Below are 18,346 nucleotides of genomic sequence, written 5' to 3' on the forward strand. Positions count from 1 at the left end.
CATGGCGAAACGCAAAGATAGAAGGACGTTTATAAAGCAGAGCGCCTTGGCCTTGGGAGGCCTGGCGTTGGCCGGAAGTTATGTGCCTGCCTGTGCGCCACCAGAGAAGAAAGCACTTGCCGGACAATTATTTGGCCCTTCGCACAAAGCGGGTCATTTGCTCCGCACCGGAATCACAATCACTCCAAAGTTCACTGAAAAAGTAGCAGTGGTGATTGTGGGTGGTGGGGTGGCAGGGTTATCTGCGGCGCGGTGGATCAAGAAGGAAACCAATTTGGCTTGCTGCCTGCTGGAACTGGAGGACCAAACCGGAGGTAACAGCCTATCAGGTAAAAATGACGTATCTGCGTACCCCTGGGGCGCACATTACCTGCCGTTGCCCAACAATACCAACAAAGATCTCCTGACTTTTCTGGAAGAAGAAAAAGTGGTGACCGGCTACAATGCAGAAGGCCTGCCTTTTTACAATGAATATCACCTGAACTTTGACCCAGAGGAACGCTTGTTTATCAACGGCTATTGGCAGGAAGGATTGGTGCCCACCTTTGGCGTGCCCAACGCAGATCAAAAACAAATTGAACGCTTCCTGCACCTCATGGAAGAAATGAAAGTGGCCAAAGGCTCTGATGGCCGCTTTGCGTTTGACATTCCCTTAGAATACTCTTCAGCAGATAAAACCTTTAGAGAATTAGATAATCTGTCTTTTCAGGAGTGGCTGACTTCCCAAAACCTGAATTCTAACTACCTGCGCTGGTACGCAGACTACTGTTGTTTAGATGATTTTGGGGCAACGGCAGCTCAGACCTCGGCGTGGGCCGGCATCCATTATTTTGCCGCCCGCAAAGCCCAGGCTGCCAACTCAGATGGCCACCGCGTACTTACCTGGCCCCAAGGAAACCATTGGTTGACAGAGCGTTTAAAGAACCAGGCAGGAGCAGACCTACGAACCGGAAGTCTGGTCTATCACCTGGAGATAATGGACGGGAAAGTAGTAGTAGAGTACCTCAATCTCCAGACCAAGCAGCCCACCCGCCTTATAGCAGATACGTGTATTATAGCCACGCCGCATTTTGTCAGGAATCGTTTATTGGCAAAAGTTCTGGACGCTACCGTACCCACCAAGGTGTCTGAGTTTAGCTATGCTCCTTGGTTGGTAGCAAATGTTACCTTAAATCAAGTGCCACCCGGCAAGGGAGCGCCTTTGTCATGGGATAATGTGATTTATGGCAGTGCTTCCTTGGGGTATGTATATGCCAACCACCAGTCTGTAGAAGGTTTTCCAGAGAAGCAGGTAATTACCTATTACCAACCATTGCCAGACGCATCGCCCGCTGCCAGGCAAGAAGCGTACCGTAAAACGCATACAGATTGGGCTGAACAGGCCATTGCTGAGCTGGAAAAGGCGCACCCAGGTATAAGGGCGGTGATTGAAAGGGTTGACGTATGGGTGTGGGGCCATGGCATGATCAAACCAACACCGGGGTTTCTATGGGGGCAGGAGCGGGCGCTTGCCGGGGAACCTATCCAGGGGAAAATCTCCTTTGCCCATTCAGATTTGAGCGGAATTTCCATATTTGAAGAAGCTTTTTACCAAGGCATTAAAGCAGCGAAGCAACTTTTGAAACAGAATGGGAATGAAACGGCTTAGGCAACCCTGGCTACATTCTGCGTGGTTAGATGGGGTGTTTATCTTGTCTCCGCCGTTTCTCTGTTTGTTGGCCATTCTACTGTTTCCTGCCTTTTTTCAGCAGCATGTCAGCACCATTCCGGTCACGGCCTGGGTATTGCTCATTCTCTTGATAGATGTGGGCCACGTGTACAGCACGCTGTTCAGGACCTATTTTGAAAAAGAGACCTTTCAGAAGCACAGACAATTTCTTTTGTGGGCACCGGGGGGCGCCTGGGTAGTAGGCGTTCTTTTATACAGCCTTGGAGGTAATGTCTTCTGGCGGATTCTGGCGTATCTGGCGGTGTTTCATTTTGTGCGGCAGCAGTACGGTTTCATGCGCCTGTACGCACGCAAAGAGCAAAAGCCAGCCTGGGAGCAGCAACTAGATACCGTCGCCATTTATGCCTTCACCCTGTTACCCATTCTGTACTGGCACTTAGAAGGCAATAGACAATTCAATTGGTTTATTGACAATGATTTCATTGGCTTGCCATTCCCAAGGCTGGCTTCTATGGTTTCTCTGCTAAACCTTGGCTTGTTTCTAGGGTATGTGGGCAAGGAAATTTGGTCTTTCACCCAAACCAGAAAAATCAACCTGCCCCTAAATCTAATAATGGTCGGTACTTTTTTGGCGTGGTACGTGGGTATTGTGTTCTACAACGGCGATTTGATTTTCACCAGTTTTAACGTGATATCCCACGGAGTGCCGTATTTGGCCCTGGTTTGGATTTACAGCCGGAAAACGAAGGAAACCAACACGCCCTCCGCAGAAAAGAAGAAAACCTTAGGGTGGGCGGCGCTCGGTTCTTTTCTGGGTTTGGTGATGGTGCTGGCGTATGTGGAGGAAGGCCTCTGGGATTCTTTGGTATGGCGGGAGCATGCGCAGGTTTTTCCATTGTTCAGCGGTATAAACCAAATTAAGGACAATTTGCTGCTTTCCCTCTTGGTTCCGCTGTTGGCCTTGCCGCAAATCACGCATTACGTGGTGGACGGGTTCATCTGGAAAATCTCTAAAAACCAAAATTGAAAAACTTATTTTACCAATTAACTTTCCGTTTTGAGGCTCATTTCTGGAAATGAGCCCCAAAACGGAAACCGGGCTTTGCCTTTTCCTGCCCTGTGGTTTTAAGGGTTTCTGGCGTATCTTTAGGCGTCAACCCACAACCCATGAAAATTCTCCTGATTGAAGATGAACCCAAGGTAAGCGCTTTCATTAAAAAGGGCCTGGAAGAGCAGACCTTTGAGGTAGATGCCGCCTATGATGGTTTTTACGGGGCCAAGCTGGCTCTGGAGCAGGAGTATGACCTGGTCATTCTTGACGTGATCCTGCCGCGCATGAACGGGGTGGAAGTGTGCAAGACCATCAGGCAGCAAAATGTGGCCGTGCCCATTCTCATGCTCACTGCGCTGGGCAGCACCGAAGACAAAATTCTGGGCCTTGACTCCGGCGCCGATGATTATCTGGTCAAACCTTTCGAGTTTCAGGAATTGCTGGCGCGCATTAGAGCGCTCACCCGCAGAACTCAGGAAGCTGTCGGGACGGAGGTGTTGAAATTAGCCGACCTGGAACTGGATGTGCAGCGGAAGACGGTGCACCGGCACGGCGTCCCCATTTCCCTCACCGCCCGCGAGTTTGCCCTGCTGCATTACCTGTTGCGCAACAAAGAACGCGTGGTTTCCAGGGTAGACATTATTGAGCAGGTCTGGGAAACGTCTTTTGACACCGGGAGCAACGTGATAGATGTGTACATCAACTTCCTCAGAAAGAAAATAGACAAAGATTTCAGCCCCAAGTTAATTCACACGCTGGTGGGCATGGGGTATGTGATCAAAGAACTCACGGAGAGCAAATGAAAATAAAAACCAGACTGACGCTGCAGTTCGCGGCTATTTTCACGGGTATTCTGTTGGTCTTCTGTCTGGCGGTGTATTATTTCAGTTCTGAGTTCAGGCAGAATGACTTTTACGCGCGCATCACCAACCGGGCCATTATCACGGCCAACTACGTGCTGGGCGCAGACACGGCCAGCGCCGCCACCAAGGCAGCGCAACTGCGCCAATATTACCAGGTGTTGCCCAAGGAAGTGGTGCACGTGTATGACGCAAATCAAAAATTGCTGTTTGCGGAAGGGGAGGGAAATCTCCTGTTATCCCGTGATTTTTTCAGCCAAATAAAGGATCAGGGCCAGGCCCAGGACTTACACGAGGACCGGCAGATGGTGGGCATAAAGCGGCGGCACCAGGGCCAGGAATATTTTGTGGTGGCTTCGTCTGTGGATATGTACAACCTGACCAAACTCCACCACCTGCGCACGTTGCTCATCATTGGTTTTTTTCTGTCGGTGGTCATCGTGGTCTTGTCGGGTATTGCTTTCTCCAGGGCCGCGTTGGCGCCGTTCCTGAAAGTGGTGTCTGAGGTGAAGACCATTAAAGCCTCAGCGCTGCATCGCCGGCTTTCCCGCGCTGATGGCACCGACGAGGTGGCGTATTTGGCCCAGACGTTCAACAATTTGCTGGACCGCCTGGAAACGGCGTTTGAGTCGCAGCGCACGTTTGTGTACAGCGCTTCGCATGAATTGCGCACCCCGCTCACCGCCATGATTGGTGAGCTGCAGGTGGCGCTTATGAGTAAGCGCAGCCCAGAGGAATACGAACGCGTGCTGGCTTCTATCTTAGATGATGCCCATTTGCTGACGCAGCTCTCCAACGGATTGCTGCAGATGGTGCAGGCCAGTACAGATTATTCTAAAATACCCATGACGCACCTGCAGCTGGATGAACTCATCTGGCAAGCCTGCGCCGAAGCCCGCAAACGGCAACCCGCCCTGAACCTGGATGTGTCCTTCGTGAATTTGCCAGATGATGAAAACGAACTCATGATCAACGGCAATGAGGCGCTCCTGCTCATTGCCACGGTGAACGTGCTGGAGAATGCCGCCAAATTTTCTGGTCCAAACCCCACCATTACCGCTTCTATTGAGGTAAGTGACAAAAGAGTGGTGTTTTGCGTGCAGGACAAAGGCATAGGCATGTCGCCAGATGACGTGAAGAAAGTCTTTGTGCCATTTTTCAGGGCAGAAAATGTGCGGGACATTTCTGGGCACGGCATTGGCCTGCCCCTGGCAGAGAAAATAATTCAACTGCACCGCGGTACCATTCAGATAGAGTCCATGCTGAACAAAGGCACCAAGGTCTGCATTTCGTTGCCAAAACTGTACAGCACTATCAAGCTGTAGCCGGTTTTAATTTCCTGTTTTCGGGCTCATTTCCAGAAATGAGCCCGAAAACGGAAGGCAGCCTTGCCCGGTTTTTTATCCTTTCCTTCAATTTTAATCGAATTTTAATCTCGTTTTAATTCGGCCTTAATGTACGCGCCGCACCTTTGCTCCATAAAATAACCTTACGTGTTTAAACCGGTTACACTGCTTTGACACTTGATGCAACATTTATGAGGGAAAAAGGAATATTCAGTACTATTGGCAAAGACCTTTCTGCAGGCTTGGTAGTGTTTTTGGTGGCCCTGCCGCTTTGTTTGGGCGTGAGCCTTGCCTCTGGCGCACCGTTGTTTGCGGGCTTAATTGCCGGCGTGATTGGTGGTTTGGTGGTGTCTTGGCTTAGTGGGTCGCAGTTGAGTGTGAGTGGCCCGGCCGCCGGCTTGACCGTGATTGTTCTCAACGGCATTACAGAGATGAACACGTTTGAGGCCTTTTTAACGGCGGTAGTGCTGGCCGGGGTGATGCAGATTGTGTTGGGCTACCTCAAAGCGGGCATTATTGGTTTGTACTTCCCTTCTTCGGTGATCAAAGGAATGCTGGCCGCCATTGGCCTTATCCTAATCCTGAAGCAGATTCCTCACTTTTTAGGGGCAGATGAAGACTTCTTCGGTGATTTCAACTTTTTGCAGAGCGATGGCCGCAACACCTTCACCGAGATCACTTATGCCCTGGGTCAGATTCAGGTAGGCTCCCTCATAGTAGGCGTGGTTTCCTTGTTTATCTTGATTTTCTGGGAATCTAAGCTGGTGAAAAGCGTAAAATACCTGAAGCTGGTGCCTGGCGCGCTCATTGCGGTGGTGGTGGCTATTGTGCTGCACTTGCTGTTCAAAAGCACTTACCCAGGACTGACAATTGCAGATTCTCACCTGGTGCAGTTGCCTGAGATTTCCGGCCCGGCCTCTCTTTTAGGCGAACTTCGGTTCCCTGACTGGTCTGCCCTGACGAACCCGGCGGTGTATGTTTTGGCGGCAACCCTGGCCATTGTGGCGTCTTTAGAAAGTTTGCTGAGTTTGGAGGCCGTTGACAAGTTGGACCCTTACAAGCGCCGAAGCCCCAATAACCGCGAACTGAAAGCCCAGGGCGTGGGTAACCTGTTGAGTGGTTTGATTGGCGGTATTCCCTTGACAGCCGTAATTGTAAGAAGCTCCGCCAACGTGAACGCCGGCGCTGAGTCTAAAATGGCCAGTTTCTTCCACGGTGTGTTCCTGTTGCTGAGCATTCTGTTCCTGACCACATTCCTGAAAAATATTCCGTTGGCAGCTTTGGCGGCGGTGCTGTTGCACGTTGGGTTTAAGCTTACCAAACCAGCACTTTACAAGGCCCAGTGGCGCCTGGGTTCAGAACAGTTCCTGCCGTTTATCATCACCATTCTGGCAATCTTGTTCACTGACTTGCTCAAAGGTATAAGCATTGGTCTGGTAGTGGGCGTGTTCTATATATTGAAAGCCAACTACAAGACGCCTTATTTCTACAACCGCGAGAAAGAACACGAGGGGCATGAGCGCATACATCTTAAGTTAAGCGAGAACGTGACCTTCCTGAACAAGGCCAGCCTGGCCCTTACCCTGGATCATCTGCCCGCCAAAAGCGATGTGATTATTGACGGTTCCCAGTCTACGTTTATTGATTATGACGTGCTGGAAGCCATTGAGAACTTTAAAACCGTGGCACGGGAAAAAGACATCAGGCTAACCCTGAAAGACATTCCCTCTGTCACCACCATGAACGTACACTAACGCTAAATACCTATATGGACAATATGGAAAAACGCCACCCAGACATGGAGCTTATCTTTGAAGGCAACAAGCAATGGGTAGAAAGAAAACGCCTGGAAGACCCTGAGTTCTTTGAGCGTCGCGCCAAGGGCCAGTCGCCTAAATACTTGTACATTGGCTGCTCAGACAGCAGAATTCCTGCCAATGAAATTTCTGGCCGGGAACCCGGTGAAATGTTTGTACACCGCAACATCGCCAACATGGTAGTACACACAGACGTGAACCTGTTGTCTGTGCTGCAGTATGCCATTGAAGTGCTGAAAGTAAAACACGTGATAGTGGTAGGCCACTACGGTTGCGGAGGCGTAGCTGCCGCCATGAGCGACAAACAATTTGGTCTGATTGACAATTGGCTCACCAACATTAAAGACGTGATCAGGCTGCATGAAGAGGAATTCCACAGCATTGAAGATGAGGAAGCCCGTTTCCGTCGCTTGGTGGAATTGAACGTGGTAGAGCAGGTGATCAACCTGTCCAAGACCTCCATTATTCAGAACGCCTTGAGAAGAGAAGACCCGCCGCAGCTGCACGGTCTGGTGTATGACCTGCGCGAAGGTATTCTCAAGGATCTGAACGTACAGACTGACCACATCAAACAATACGACCGCATCTACGGCATGCAATAATTGCTGCCTCTACTTTTCTGTTTTGGGGCTCATTTCCAGGAATGAGCCCCAAAACAGAAAGTTGTTTCAAGAGTGAAAAAGTTTTTTAGTTTGAATTGACAAAAAGAAAGCCCCGCCAAAAAATGGCGGGGCTTTCTTTTTAAAAGGTTCTGCAGTGGATTCTTACCAACCAGCGTTGTTAGAACCTGAACCGTAGTTATAGGGAGGGCTGCCGGCAGAACCACTGCGGCTAGAGCCTCTGTCATTGTTGTTATAGTCATCATCACCAACTACGCTGTTCCAGGCGTCTCTGATTCCGTGGCCAATGCGCTCAAAGAATCCTTCCTCATCCTGGCCACCGTGGCTGCGGTTGTCACGGTTTTGCATGTAACGGTCCTGGTCATACTGGTTACCGCCGCGGTTCATGCTGCCCATGTTCTGGGAGCTGCCGTAGTTGTCTGAGTAGCGGTTCTGGCTAGCGTTGCCGTGGCTGTACTGGGCGTGGTCGTTGTCTTGGTCATTCATCCAGCTGGAATTTCCGCTTTGGCGGTTGCTGCTGCCCATGTTGCCGGAGCCGTAGCCGCTGTTGCCCATGCTTCTGGAAGACTGCCCGTAGTTGGAGCCAGCGCCAGAGCCATAAGAAGAACCACTGTGCCCAAATGAGCTGCCCTGGTTAGAAGAACCGGAGCCTTGGCTTGAGCGGTTGCTGCTGCCGTAGTTAGAGTTGCTTCCGTAGTTATTGGAAGAGCCCATGCTGCCAGAAGAGCCGTAGCCTGAGTTAGAACCACGGTAGTCATTAGAACCGCCATAGTTGCTGTAAGCATTGCCACGGTCCATGGCACCGCCCATGGAGTTTCCGGAAGAAGAACCGGCATAGCCTGAACGTGCGCCGCCGTATGTTCCTATTTCTCTGGATGAGCCCCCAGAGTTGGAGGAACCGCTCTGGCCGTAGCTATTGGAAGGTCTGTCATAGCTGCTTGGCCCGCCGTAGTTGCCAGAATGGCTCATGCTGTAATCTGTGGTGCCGCTGTTGCGGTTAGAAGAACCTCCCTGGTTAGAGGAGCCGGAGCCATAGGCGCCGTAGCCACCGGAGTTCATGCTGTTCTGGCTCCCCATAGAAGAGTTGCCCATATTGTTGTTTTGCATGGAGTGGCCGCTCCAGCCGCTGCTGCTGCCATACTGGCCACCGCGGCTCATGCCGGAGTTGGCGTCACTGTTGCCGCTGCGGTATTGGTTGCCGCCGTAGTTGTTGCCTTGGCTGCTATAGTGGCTTTCTGAGCGGTCATTACCAGAGTTGCCTCGGTTTTGGCTGCTGCCGTATGATTGATGTTCTGATGAGGTACCTTGTCCTTCCGTTCTATTTCCCATACTACCCCACTGGTTTCTGCCGGTGTTTTCGTGTCCTGAACGATACGTGTTGAAGGTATCGTGACCAGAATTCTCATGATTTCTCATAGTTGTTTTGGTTTAAGGTGAATGATGTAAGGTGATGCCGCTTAGACATCGGCTTTTAATATACGAGACCACTACCTGCGGGTTCAGGCCTTACTTTAAAATTATGCAAGTTTTGTAATGGGTAGTGTAATTTTAAACGCCTGCTAACTAATTGATTTTTACTTGGTAGGCAAAAGCGGGAGATGATTGAAAAAATGTTAAAATATAGGCATTGTTATATGTTTGGTCCGAAGGCGGGGCGTTGGCGTTTGGCCGCGGGATTGCGTACCTTTGCGTTCCGTTTTTGACCTCCATTTCCCAAACAGCCTTGAAACTCTGCATCGCCGAAAAACCCAGTGTCGCCCGTGAGATTGCCCATGTGTTGGGGGCCAAGACCAAGAAAGACGGCTACTTTGAGGGCAACGGCTACCAAGTCACCTGGACCTTCGGGCACTTCTGCCAACTCTGCGAACCCGACGACTATAACCCCGGCTGGAAACGCTGGCATTTACCGGATTTACCTTTGCTGCCGGAGCGCTTCGACATCAAACTGATCAGCAACAAAGGAGTAGAGCAACAGTTCAAGGTCATCAAAAAATTGCTGGATGCCGCCGAGGAAGTCATCAACTGCGGGGATGCCGGGCAGGAGGGCGAGGTGATTCAGCGTTGGGTGTTGCACCAGGCTCGTTATAGAAAACCATTCAAACGTCTCTGGATTTCATCTTTGACCGAAGAAGCTATACGTCAGGGCTTTGCGCAGCTGCGTGACGGAAAGGAGTTTGACCAGCTATACTACGCCGGTAAAAGCCGTGCCATTGGCGATTGGTTGTTGGGCATTAACGCCACGCGTTTGTTTACCTTGAAATACGCGCAGGGGCGGCAGTTGCTTTCCTTGGGCCGCGTGCAGACGCCCACACTGGCCATGATTGTGCAGCGCCACCTGGAGATTATGAACTTCAAATCTGAGCCATTCTGGGAACTGAAAACCGTGTATAGAGACGTTAATTTCAGTAGCACCTCTGGCCGTTTCAAAGACGAGGCCAAGGCGCTAGAAGTGCTGGAGCAAATCAAACCTTCTGAGTTCGAGATCAAAGATGTAGAGACCAAGAAAGGAATCGAGAGTTCGCCGCGCCTTTTTGACTTGACTTCTTTGCAGGTGGAGTGCAATAATAAATTTGGGCTGTCTGCCGATGAAACGCTCAAGACGGTGCAGAGTCTCTATGAAAAGAAAGTAGTGTCGTACCCGCGGGTTGATACCACGTACCTGCCAGATGATATCTACCCCAAAATCCCCAACATTCTGAGCGGGTTGCACCAGTACAGCCAGTTCACGCAGCCGCTGTTGGGCCAGAAAATCAGGAAATCAGCCAAAGTTTTCAACAACAACAAAGTCACGGACCACCACGCCATTATTCCCACCGGCGCCAACGCTGGCGGACTGTACGGCACTGAGGCGAAGGTCTTCGATTTGATTGCCCGCCGGTTTATTGCCGCGTTTTACCCAGACTGTATTGTAAGCAACACTGTGGTGAACGGCGAAGCGGCCAAGCACGCGTTCCGGGCCAAAGGCAAGCAGATTCTGGAGCCGGGCTGGCGCGTGGTCTATGCCCAGGAAGAACCCGCCAACCCCGCCAAGCCCAGCGTACCAAAAACAAACGCAGATGGCGCCGAGGAGAAGGAAGAGGAATTGGCCGTGCTTCCGCATTTTGACGCCGGTGAGCGCGGCCCGCACACACCTTTATTAGAACGAAAGTCCACCAGTCCGCCCAAAGATTACACCGAGGCCACGCTGTTGCGCTCCATGGAAACCGCCGGCAAGCAAGTAGATGACGAGGAATTGAAAGAGGCGCTCAAGGAAAATGGCATCGGTCGGCCGTCTACGCGGGCGGCTATTATTGAGACCCTGTTCAAACGCAACTACATCAGAAAAGAAAAAAAGAAAATCATTCCTACCCAGATGGGGATTGACTTGATTCAGGTTATTAGGAACCCAACGCTCAAATCGGCGGAGATGACGGGGCAGTGGGAGAAAAAGCTTCGGATGATTGAAGGCGGCGAGTTCGCGCCCGAGGAATTCATGCGCGAATTGCAGCAGCTGGTCTTTGAAATGGTGCAGGAAGTGAAGCAGGACCGGCAAACGGTTACCATTCAGCCTGCTGAAACCGCCAAACCTGCCGCCAAGGAAGAGCCTGCCAAAAAAGCCACCAAAGCTAAAAAGGAAAACGCCCCGGCTACCGCGTCGGCGCCAGGGGAGGGCCTGGGACTTTGCCCGGTCTGCAAAGCTGGCGTGGTCTTGAAAGGCAGCACCGCCTACGGCTGCAAACGGTTCCGGGAAGGTTGTACGTTTAGGTTGCCTCTGACCTATGGTGGTCAACCACTTACCGAGAAACTGGTTCAAACGCTCCTGAAAAAAGGCAAAAGCGGGCTGGTGAAAGGCTTTGAAGGCGCGGGCTCCGGCGAAACCTTTGACGGCCATTTCGTGCTGGGGCCAAACCAGGAACTACAGGCCATTAAAGCGGAAGTAAAAGAGAAAAAGCCCACCGTGATTATCTGCCCCAAATGCAGCCAAGGCCAAATGCTGAAAGGCAAAGCCGCTTTCGGGTGCAGCCGTTTCAGGGAAGGTTGCCAGTTTGTGGTGCCGTTTGAAGTGCATGGCAAAACCATTCCAGAGGCACAACTGAATGCGCTGATGTTGAAAGGCAAAACCGCTAAACTCAAAGGCTTCACTTCGCCCAAAACCGGTAATAAGTTTGACGCGGCGTTGAAGTTGAATGAAGAGTTTAAGGTGGTGTATTTGTTTGATTAGGCACCTTTAGAGACGTACTACTTTGCGTTTGGCGTGCACCATCGTTCCATAGAGAGAAGACGCAAGGTATTGCGTCTCTACAAAACCAGCCAAGGCTCTTTCTGTTTTCGGGCTCATTTCCCAAAATGAGCCCGAAAACAGAAAGAGCTAATTTCTAACAGAATTGCCGTCTTGGAAAAATCTAGTGGGCCAGCTACAAATATGGTGGTTCCAAGCAATATCACTTCGCCAACAAAAACTCATTTTAGAATGATAACTATGTGGGAGGCAATCGTATAAATTAGCGTTTATACTTCACCTCAGACCAACATTCTACCATGCAACCCATCGGCAAATACATAGTCTTCCTCGGTCTGGCCATTGTGGTGATTGGGCTGGTGCTGTGGCTGCTTGGTCCAAAGTTAGACTGGTTTGGGAGCTTGCCCGGCGATTTGCGGGTGGAAAAGCCTGGGTTTAAGCTATTCGCGCCCTTCACTACCATGCTCCTGGTGAGCGTGCTGCTGAGTTTGGTGCTTTGGCTGATTAGGCGTTTCTTTGGGTAGTTTATTTTTTCTACCGTCCGCCCGCTGCCGTTCATACTGCTGGCGGCAGATGTACCCAATAGCCTATGTTTTTTGTGCTCTCCAAACTTTTGCAATACCTGGTCATGCCGCTGTTGTGGGTGCTGGCACTGCTCGTTTTCGGGCTCATTTCTAGAAACAAGGCCAAAAGCAGGAAAGCCTTTTTAATGGCCACCGGGCTGCTGCTATTTTTCTCTAACACGCTCATCAGTAATGAAGTCTGGCTGGCTTGGGAACCCAAACCCGTGCTCATGAAAGATGTGGCGCTTTATGACGCCGCCATTGTTTTGACCGGTGTAACCCGCCATGAGAAAAGCCCCCATGACCGTACCCACTACAGCGAAGGCTCAGAACGCATCTTAGACGCCATTCAACTCTACAAACTGGGCAAGATCAAGAAAATCATCATCACCGGCGGGTCGGGTTCCTTGGTGTCCGTGGCCAACACAGAGGCGCAGGATTTGCGGCAGACGGCCTTGTATGCGGGCGTGCCCACGGCAGATATTCTACTGGAGGAGAAAAGCCGAAACACCCGCGAGAACGCCCAGTTTACCAAAGAACTCCTGCAAGCCCACCCAGAGTTGAAAAAACTGCTGCTCATCACCTCTGCTTTTCACATGCGACGCGCGCAAGGCTGTTTTACCAAGGCTAATGTCGCGTTTGACGCCTTTCCGGCAGATTTCCAGACCCAGGACAGGCGCTATACCCTAGATGACGTGCTCATTCCCAACGTAGATGCCCTTAAAAACTGGAGCAAGATTCTGCATGAGTGGTTGGGGTTTGTCACCTATAAACTGCTAGGGTATGCCTAAACCAATCCTGTCTGTTACAGGCACCGTCAGAAAAGAATTCGGCCTTTGAATTAATAATGGGCAGAAGGACAATCTTATTACGGGGAATCCGTATAAATGCCATTAGTAAGAGTTTCCCGCAAATTTTTTAAACAATTTCCAGAGAAAGGGGTTTCCAATTCTGCGTACCGCAGGGGCGTTTATTCCTCATTCTACAGTCTCCACTGCCGCAACAGAATAGAGAAGTGGCTAAACATTTTGTTTTGGTGAACACAATTGAAAATATTTCCTCTGAAGAAGAGTTGGTGGCGCAGCTGAGAGCCCAGGACCAGCGTGCCATCTCTTTGCTGTACAGAAACTACTCTGCCGCCCTGTACGGGGTGATTCTGCGCGTGGTCAAGCAGGAAGAAGTGGCCGAGGATGTGCTGCAGGAGACCTTCGTGAAGATTTGGTCTGCCTTTGCCTCATATGACCCCCAGAAAGGACGCCTTTTCACCTGGATGCTCAACATTGCCAGAAATCTGGCCATTGATAAAATCCGGTCCAAGCAATATCGCGTAGGTGCCAAGACCAAACCCATGGAAGATGCGGTGACCTACAACTTGGTGAGCCCAGACGGCATTAAGCCTGACCATATTGGGATACAGGAAATGACCGATCGGCTGAACCCGGACCAAAAAATTATCATTGATTTGATGTATTTTAACGGTTTCACCCAGACCGAGGTAGCAGAGGAGCTCAACATACCCTTGGGCACTGTGAAAACCAGGGCCAGAATGGCCATTAAATTTTTGGGCAAACTAATCAAATAGCCTTGAATACACAGGAATACATAGATTCTGGCGTGCTGGAACTGTATGTGGCGGGCGGTCTCTCAGAGGCTGAAAGCGCAGAGGTGGAGCAGATGGCCGGGCAGCACCCTGCGGTGAAAGAGGCTTTGGCCCAGGCCCAGCAGGCAATGGAGGCGTACGCCCTCACCCATGCGCAGGTTCCCCGCCCAGAACTGGAAGACATTATCTTAAACAAAATAGCTAGCCTGCAGCAGCCAGCGGCAGAAATACCAGGCGCCACCAACCCAGAAGCCAGAGTTGTTCCTATGCGCGCGCCTGGTCAATCCTCGCCGTTCAGTTCTTTTAAAGTAGCTGCCGCAGTCGCCCTGCTGGTGAGCATAGCCACCAACATTTACCTCTACAGCAGCTGGCGAGATTCACAGGATGAACTGTTGGTGGCGCAAGCCTCCACCCGCCAGTATGCCTTGCAAGCCAGTCAACTGGAAGTGCAGAATGTGCAAACCGAAAACCTGTTGGCCATAGTGCGGGACCCACAGACCAGGATTGTGCAACTCAAAAGCGTAGCTACCGGCACGCAGGCCCAAGGCACCGTTTTCTGGAATAATGATACCAAAGAAGTGTTTTTTGATGCCAGCAGATTACCCGCCGCCCCCGCCGGAAAGCAATACCAACTCTGGGCCCTGGCCGACGGCAAACCCATTGACGCCGGCGTGGTTGGCATGGTGAGCAAGCCCCTGCACAAAATGAAGATCATAGACCAGGCCCAGGCCTTCGCGGTGACGTTGGAACCTACGGGCGGCAGCCAGAACCCAACCCTTGCGGCCATGCAGGTCATGGGCAGTATTTAAGTAAACAACCCTCTCCGTTTTATTTTCCGTTTTTGGGCTCATTTTCAGAAATGAGCCCAAAAACGGAATTTACAATTACTAACTTTCCTACTAGCACCAACCTTTACCTCAATTTCCATGGAAAAAACATACTACAACCCCGCAGACCTGGCCAAATTTGGGAACATTGCCGAATACCAACCGCAACTGGCCGCCAAATTTTTTGATTACTACGGCGAGGTCTTCAAAGAAGGCGCCCTTTCTGAACGCGAGAAAGCCCTCATAGCCCTGGCAGTGGCCCACGCCGTACAATGCCCGTACTGCATAGACGCCTACACTACCGGTTCCCTGGAGAAAGGCGCCGATGAAGCCCAGATGATGGAAGCCATTCACGTAGCCGCCGCCATTAAAGGCGGTGCCGCCCTGGTCCATGGCGTGCAAATGATGAACAAAGTGAAAGAGGTGATGATGTAATGATTTGAAAATTTGGAGATTTGTAAATTTGCAAATGGGTGAATTTCGGAAAGCAGATGGCTGGTAAAAGATCTGCCGAAGAAGGTAGTTGAAGGAAGTTAGGAAAAGATAGAAGCCGCCTTTGTTGGTGTTCTGACCAACAAACTAGCAACCAGGCCTAGATTTTTGGTAAGTGAGAACACCAACAAGGGCGAAGGCTTGCATGAAACCAAACGTACCATCACTGTCCAAAAGAATAACCTTCAAATACCCACATCTTCAAATTTCCAAATCTTCAATTTCCACATCTTCAAATTCCCACATATTCAAATTATAAAAAATGAAATCCCTCCTCGCCAGCCAGAACCCATTAGCAGACACCGGCTTTCAGTTGGAGGTCTTGTCGCAGCCCACGGCGTTGGGCCAACGGTTCAAAGGGTTTGGGCAACGGTTGAAGGAACACGGGCTTTTTCCGCTGAAGCCTACGGGCATTTCCATTCTGCAGGTGAACGTGGGCAAGATGTGCAACCAGGTTTGTAAGCATTGCCACGTAGACGCCGGCCCAGATAGAAAAGAAATCATGACCCGCGCCACCATGGGTTATATTCTGCAAGCAGTGGCAGCCACGCCAGAAATCACCACCATTGACCTCACCGGCGGCGCCCCTGAAATGAATCCTGACTTCAGGTGGTTTGTGGAGGAATTGTCGTTGCTGGGGCGTCAGGTGCTGGTGCGCTGCAACCTCACCATTATTCTGGCCAACAAAAAGTACCATGACCTGCCGGAGTTCTTCAAAAAGCACCGGGTGCATGTGGTGTCTTCGTTGCCATATTTCACGGCTTCGCGCACAGACACCCAGCGCGGAGATGGCGTATTTGAGAAATCCATCAAAGCCCTGCAAATGCTGAACGCCGTTGGTTATGGGCAGGAGGGAACCGGTTTGGAACTGGATCTGGTGTACAACCCGGCAGGCGCTTTTCTGCCCGGCAGCCAAAAGTCCCTTGAGAAAGAATTCAAGCAACGGCTTCTGCAAACGTACGGCATTACCTTCAACCAATTGTTCGCCATTACTAATGTGCCCATCAGCCGGTTTCTGGATTACCTGATTTCGGCCGGAAACTATGACGCCTACATGGAAAAACTGGTGACCGCGTTTAACCCAGTGGCGGCGGCCAATGTCATGTGCCGGAACACGGTATCGGTGGGTTGGGAAGGCACGCTCTATGACTGCGACTTTAACCAAATGCTGGAATTGCCGGTGGAGTCCCGCGCCCCGCGCCATATCAAAGAATTCAGCGCCGAGGCGTTAAAAGAAAGAAACATTATCTTGAACCAGCACTGCTACGGGTGCACGGCCGGGGCCGGGTCTAGTTGCGGCGGTGAAATAGCATCTTGATCATGAATTTACGCTGGCTTTTCCTTCTGCCCATGTTTTGTTGGGCGCACCTCAGCACTGCTCGGCAAGCCAGCCAAGGGTACGCGCTCATGCTCAGAGGCCTCTATAAAAACTCGGTTCCAGTCATACAACCCAGCCAATTGGCCGCCCAGTTGAAAACCAATCCGCAAAACTTCGTGCTCTTAGATGTCAGAACTCCAAAAGAATATCAGGTGAGCCATCTTACCGGGGCCAGGTTTCTGCATTACAACAAGGTGAGTGACAAACAACTCAAGGCACTTCCCAAAGACAAAACCATGGTGGTGTACTGCAGCGTGGGTTATAGAAGTGAGCGGCTGGGCGAAAAACTTCTGGCGCTGGGCTACAAAAACGTGGTCAATCTCTACGGCGGCTTATTCCAGTGGGTGAACGAAGGGCTACCCGTGGTTAATGAAAAAGGTCCCACCGCCAAAGTGCACGCCTATTCCAAAACCTGGGGCATTTGGCTAACCAAAGGCGAAAAAGTCTATGACTAAACCCTTACTGCTTTTGTTTGTGCGCCAACCGGAGTTAGGCAAGGTAAAAACCCGCCTGGCCAAAACCATGGGTCCTGAAAAAGCCTTGCACGTGTACCAGAATCTTCTGCAGCATACCCATACGGTGGTCAAAGACCTGGCGGTAACCAAATGGGTCTGCTATGCTGATGCCATTCCCCAGGAATCTGATCTCTGGTCCAAGTCCGGTGGATTTGAGCCGAAACTACAGCCTGCCTTTGAGGATTTAGGCGCCCGCATGGCCCACTTTTTCTCGCTGGGTCTGGTGGAAGGATACGGGCCTATCATCATCATCGGGAGTGACTGCCCGGGCCTAACCCCAGACATACTTCAAGAAGCCTTTCATGCTTTGGAAACCCATGACCTGGTGCTTGGCCCGGCCCAAGACGGCGGATATTACTTATTAGGCCTCAGGTTTCTGGTGCCCGAACTGTTCCTAAACAAGCCCTGGAGTACGGCTAACGTGTTGGCAGAAACTCTGGCAGATGCCAAACGCTTAGGGCTCTCAGTAGCGCTCTTACCCGAACTTTCTGATATTGACGAAGAAGCAGATTTGCAGGCCTGGCCCCATTTATTGCATTGAAGGCTGGTGAGATGAAAATTTCCATCGTGATTCCTACCCTGAACGAGGAGGCGTTGATTGGTCCTTTGGTGCGGCATCTCTTGACCGTTTCTGCCGGGTTGGTGCAGGAAGTGATTGTAGCCGACGGCGGCAGCCAGGACCAAACGGTGACCATGGCCCAGCAAGCAGGTGCCCGAATTGTGCGCTGCGCCGGGGCCAGCCGTGCCAAACAAATGAACGCCGGGGCCAGGGCCGCCCATCATGACATTCTCCATTTCATTCATGCCGATTCCTGGCCGCCTGCTGGCTATGCTGCCGAGGTAGTGAATGCCGTAAAAGCGGGCTACAAATGCGGCTGTTTCCGGAGCAAGTTTCTCACCACCAACCGTTTCCTGCTACTTAATTCTTATTTCACGCGCTTTAAGGGTTTAGTGTTCAGAGGTGGCGGGCAGACCTTGTTCGTGGAAAAGCAGCTGTTCTGGCAGGTGCAAGGCTATGACGAGCGGCTGCTGCTCATGGAAGAGTATGACCTCATCAAACGTTTGTCGGGGCAAGGACGATTTACCGTGTTGCCCCAGACCGTGCTGGTCTCGGCCAGGAAATACGCGCAGGTGGGCAACGTGAAACTGCAGATGGCCTATGGGTTGGTCATGCTCTTTTATTTTTTGGGCGCGCCGCAGCAAAAGCTTCAGCAGATTTACAAGAGATTCATATCTTGACCTGCCTTTCAAAACCGGGGCGAATTTCGGTCTAAAACCATTTTTTTTAGGAACTCAAAACACCATTTTCCAGCCCATTTATAAGAACTTAGTTGAGGCCAGGTGTGTTGTTTTGGGAGCGAATTTGGGCAGATGTTTTTTCTCAAAATG

General features: G+C 51.1%; 17 protein-coding genes. 16 read left to right on the forward strand and 1 reads right to left on the reverse strand.

The features are described from left to right. Position 1 precedes the first annotated feature (1 nt). The 6 genes from IMY23_RS01860 (at position 2) to IMY23_RS01885 (ending at position 7,345) form a co-directional block, all read left to right on the forward strand. Positions 2-1,648 carry an NAD(P)-binding protein gene (locus tag IMY23_RS01860; protein WP_192820468.1) on the forward strand — a complete coding sequence of 549 codons (1,647 nt, stop codon included), beginning with the start codon at positions 2-4 and terminating at the stop codon, positions 1,646-1,648. After that, positions 1,635-2,696, forward strand: coding sequence for a hypothetical protein (locus tag IMY23_RS01865; protein WP_192820469.1), 1,062 nt, complete (start codon positions 1,635-1,637; stop codon positions 2,694-2,696). Before IMY23_RS01860 ends, IMY23_RS01865 begins: the two co-directional genes overlap by 14 nt. Before the next feature lie 140 nt (positions 2,697-2,836). Next, positions 2,837-3,523: a response regulator transcription factor gene (locus IMY23_RS01870; RefSeq protein ID WP_192820470.1), complete on the forward strand. Its 687-nt coding sequence runs from the start codon at positions 2,837-2,839 to the stop codon at positions 3,521-3,523. After that, on the forward strand, positions 3,520-4,905 hold the full coding sequence (locus tag IMY23_RS01875) for a HAMP domain-containing sensor histidine kinase (protein WP_192820471.1): 1,386 nt from the start codon (positions 3,520-3,522) through the stop codon (positions 4,903-4,905). Before IMY23_RS01870 ends, IMY23_RS01875 begins: the two co-directional genes overlap by 4 nt. A gap of 212 nt (positions 4,906-5,117) precedes the next feature. Next, entirely contained in the window at positions 5,118-6,680 is a 1,563-nt protein-coding gene (locus IMY23_RS01880) for a SulP family inorganic anion transporter (RefSeq protein ID WP_192820472.1), read from the forward strand. 23 nt (positions 6,681-6,703) lie between these two features. Further along, positions 6,704-7,345, forward strand: a complete 642-nt coding sequence (locus tag IMY23_RS01885) for a carbonic anhydrase (RefSeq protein WP_225986378.1) — start codon at positions 6,704-6,706, stop codon at positions 7,343-7,345. A gap of 162 nt (positions 7,346-7,507) precedes the next feature. Here the strand turns inward: IMY23_RS01885 and IMY23_RS01890 are convergent, their stop codons facing one another. Then, positions 7,508-8,692: a hypothetical protein gene (locus IMY23_RS01890; RefSeq protein WP_192820473.1), complete on the reverse strand. Its 1,185-nt coding sequence runs from the start codon at positions 8,690-8,692 to the stop codon at positions 7,508-7,510. A 394-nt stretch (positions 8,693-9,086) separates the two neighbouring features. Here IMY23_RS01890 and IMY23_RS01895 point away from each other — a divergent pair, with 394 nt between their 5' ends. The 10 genes from IMY23_RS01895 to IMY23_RS01940 all read left to right on the forward strand — a co-directional run bounded on the left by IMY23_RS01895 (position 9,087) and on the right by IMY23_RS01940 (position 18,196). Further along, positions 9,087-11,564: a type IA DNA topoisomerase gene (locus tag IMY23_RS01895; RefSeq protein WP_192820474.1), complete on the forward strand. Its 2,478-nt coding sequence runs from the start codon at positions 9,087-9,089 to the stop codon at positions 11,562-11,564. Between the two features lie 317 nt (positions 11,565-11,881). Then, positions 11,882-12,106 carry a DUF2905 domain-containing protein gene (locus IMY23_RS01900; protein WP_192820475.1) on the forward strand — a complete coding sequence of 75 codons (225 nt, stop codon included), beginning with the start codon at positions 11,882-11,884 and terminating at the stop codon, positions 12,104-12,106. A 65-nt stretch (positions 12,107-12,171) separates the two neighbouring features. After that, positions 12,172-12,936: a YdcF family protein gene (locus IMY23_RS01905; RefSeq protein WP_192820476.1), complete on the forward strand. Its 765-nt coding sequence runs from the start codon at positions 12,172-12,174 to the stop codon at positions 12,934-12,936. A gap of 245 nt (positions 12,937-13,181) precedes the next feature. Beyond that, on the forward strand, positions 13,182-13,727 hold the full coding sequence (locus IMY23_RS01910) for an RNA polymerase sigma factor (protein WP_370589782.1): 546 nt from the start codon (positions 13,182-13,184) through the stop codon (positions 13,725-13,727). 2 nt (positions 13,728-13,729) lie between these two features. After that, entirely contained in the window at positions 13,730-14,554 is an 825-nt protein-coding gene (locus IMY23_RS01915; RefSeq protein ID WP_192820477.1) for an anti-sigma factor domain-containing protein, read from the forward strand. Between the two features lie 117 nt (positions 14,555-14,671). Then, complete coding sequence (locus IMY23_RS01920) at positions 14,672-15,007, forward strand: arsenosugar biosynthesis-associated peroxidase-like protein (RefSeq protein ID WP_192820478.1); 336 nt, start codon at positions 14,672-14,674, stop codon at positions 15,005-15,007. Between the two features lie 319 nt (positions 15,008-15,326). Then, the gene (gene arsS, locus IMY23_RS01925) at positions 15,327-16,382 is read left to right on the forward strand and encodes an arsenosugar biosynthesis radical SAM (seleno)protein ArsS (protein WP_192820479.1); all 1,056 of its coding nucleotides are present in this window, start codon (positions 15,327-15,329) and stop codon (positions 16,380-16,382) included. Positions 16,383-16,384: 2 nt separating this feature from the next. Continuing rightward, positions 16,385-16,897 carry a rhodanese-like domain-containing protein gene (locus tag IMY23_RS01930; RefSeq protein ID WP_192820480.1) on the forward strand — a complete coding sequence of 171 codons (513 nt, stop codon included), beginning with the start codon at positions 16,385-16,387 and terminating at the stop codon, positions 16,895-16,897. Next, entirely contained in the window at positions 16,890-17,498 is a 609-nt protein-coding gene (locus IMY23_RS01935; protein ID WP_192820481.1) for a TIGR04282 family arsenosugar biosynthesis glycosyltransferase, read from the forward strand. The genes IMY23_RS01930 and IMY23_RS01935 overlap by 8 nt, the downstream gene beginning before the upstream one ends. 11 nt (positions 17,499-17,509) lie before the next feature. Further along, on the forward strand, positions 17,510-18,196 hold the full coding sequence (locus IMY23_RS01940; RefSeq protein ID WP_192820482.1) for a TIGR04283 family arsenosugar biosynthesis glycosyltransferase: 687 nt from the start codon (positions 17,510-17,512) through the stop codon (positions 18,194-18,196). The last annotated feature ends 150 nt before the right edge of the window (positions 18,197-18,346 follow it).

The sequence above is a fragment of the Rufibacter sp. LB8 genome, from assembly GCF_014876185.1.
In the GTDB taxonomy this organism is placed as follows: domain Bacteria; phylum Bacteroidota; class Bacteroidia; order Cytophagales; family Hymenobacteraceae; genus Nibribacter.

Excerpts from the sequence above, each read along its gene's own strand:
- IMY23_RS01920 (WP_192820478.1), top strand. The coding sequence starts at position 14,672 with ATGGAAAAAACATACTACAACCCCGCAGACCTGGCCAAATTTGGGAAC.
- IMY23_RS01940 (WP_192820482.1), top strand. The coding sequence starts at position 17,510 with ATGAAAATTTCCATCGTGATTCCTACCCTGAACGAGGAGGCGTTGATT.
- IMY23_RS01865 (WP_192820469.1), top strand. The coding sequence starts at position 1,635 with ATGAAACGGCTTAGGCAACCCTGGCTACATTCTGCGTGGTTAGATGGG.
- IMY23_RS01880 (WP_192820472.1), top strand. The coding sequence starts at position 5,118 with ATGAGGGAAAAAGGAATATTCAGTACTATTGGCAAAGACCTTTCTGCA.
- IMY23_RS01885 (WP_225986378.1), top strand. The coding sequence starts at position 6,704 with ATGGAAAAACGCCACCCAGACATGGAGCTTATCTTTGAAGGCAACAAG.
- IMY23_RS01935 (WP_192820481.1), top strand. The coding sequence starts at position 16,890 with ATGACTAAACCCTTACTGCTTTTGTTTGTGCGCCAACCGGAGTTAGGC.
- IMY23_RS01870 (WP_192820470.1), top strand. The coding sequence starts at position 2,837 with ATGAAAATTCTCCTGATTGAAGATGAACCCAAGGTAAGCGCTTTCATT.
- IMY23_RS01930 (WP_192820480.1), top strand. The coding sequence starts at position 16,385 with ATGAATTTACGCTGGCTTTTCCTTCTGCCCATGTTTTGTTGGGCGCAC.
- IMY23_RS01890 (WP_192820473.1), bottom strand. The coding sequence starts at position 8,692 with ATGGGAAATAGAACGGAAGGACAAGGTACCTCATCAGAACATCAATCA.
- IMY23_RS01875 (WP_192820471.1), top strand. The coding sequence starts at position 3,520 with ATGAAAATAAAAACCAGACTGACGCTGCAGTTCGCGGCTATTTTCACG.
- arsS (WP_192820479.1), top strand. The coding sequence starts at position 15,327 with ATGAAATCCCTCCTCGCCAGCCAGAACCCATTAGCAGACACCGGCTTT.
- IMY23_RS01905 (WP_192820476.1), top strand. The coding sequence starts at position 12,172 with ATGTTTTTTGTGCTCTCCAAACTTTTGCAATACCTGGTCATGCCGCTG.
- IMY23_RS01860 (WP_192820468.1), top strand. The coding sequence starts at position 2 with ATGGCGAAACGCAAAGATAGAAGGACGTTTATAAAGCAGAGCGCCTTG.
- IMY23_RS01900 (WP_192820475.1), top strand. The coding sequence starts at position 11,882 with ATGCAACCCATCGGCAAATACATAGTCTTCCTCGGTCTGGCCATTGTG.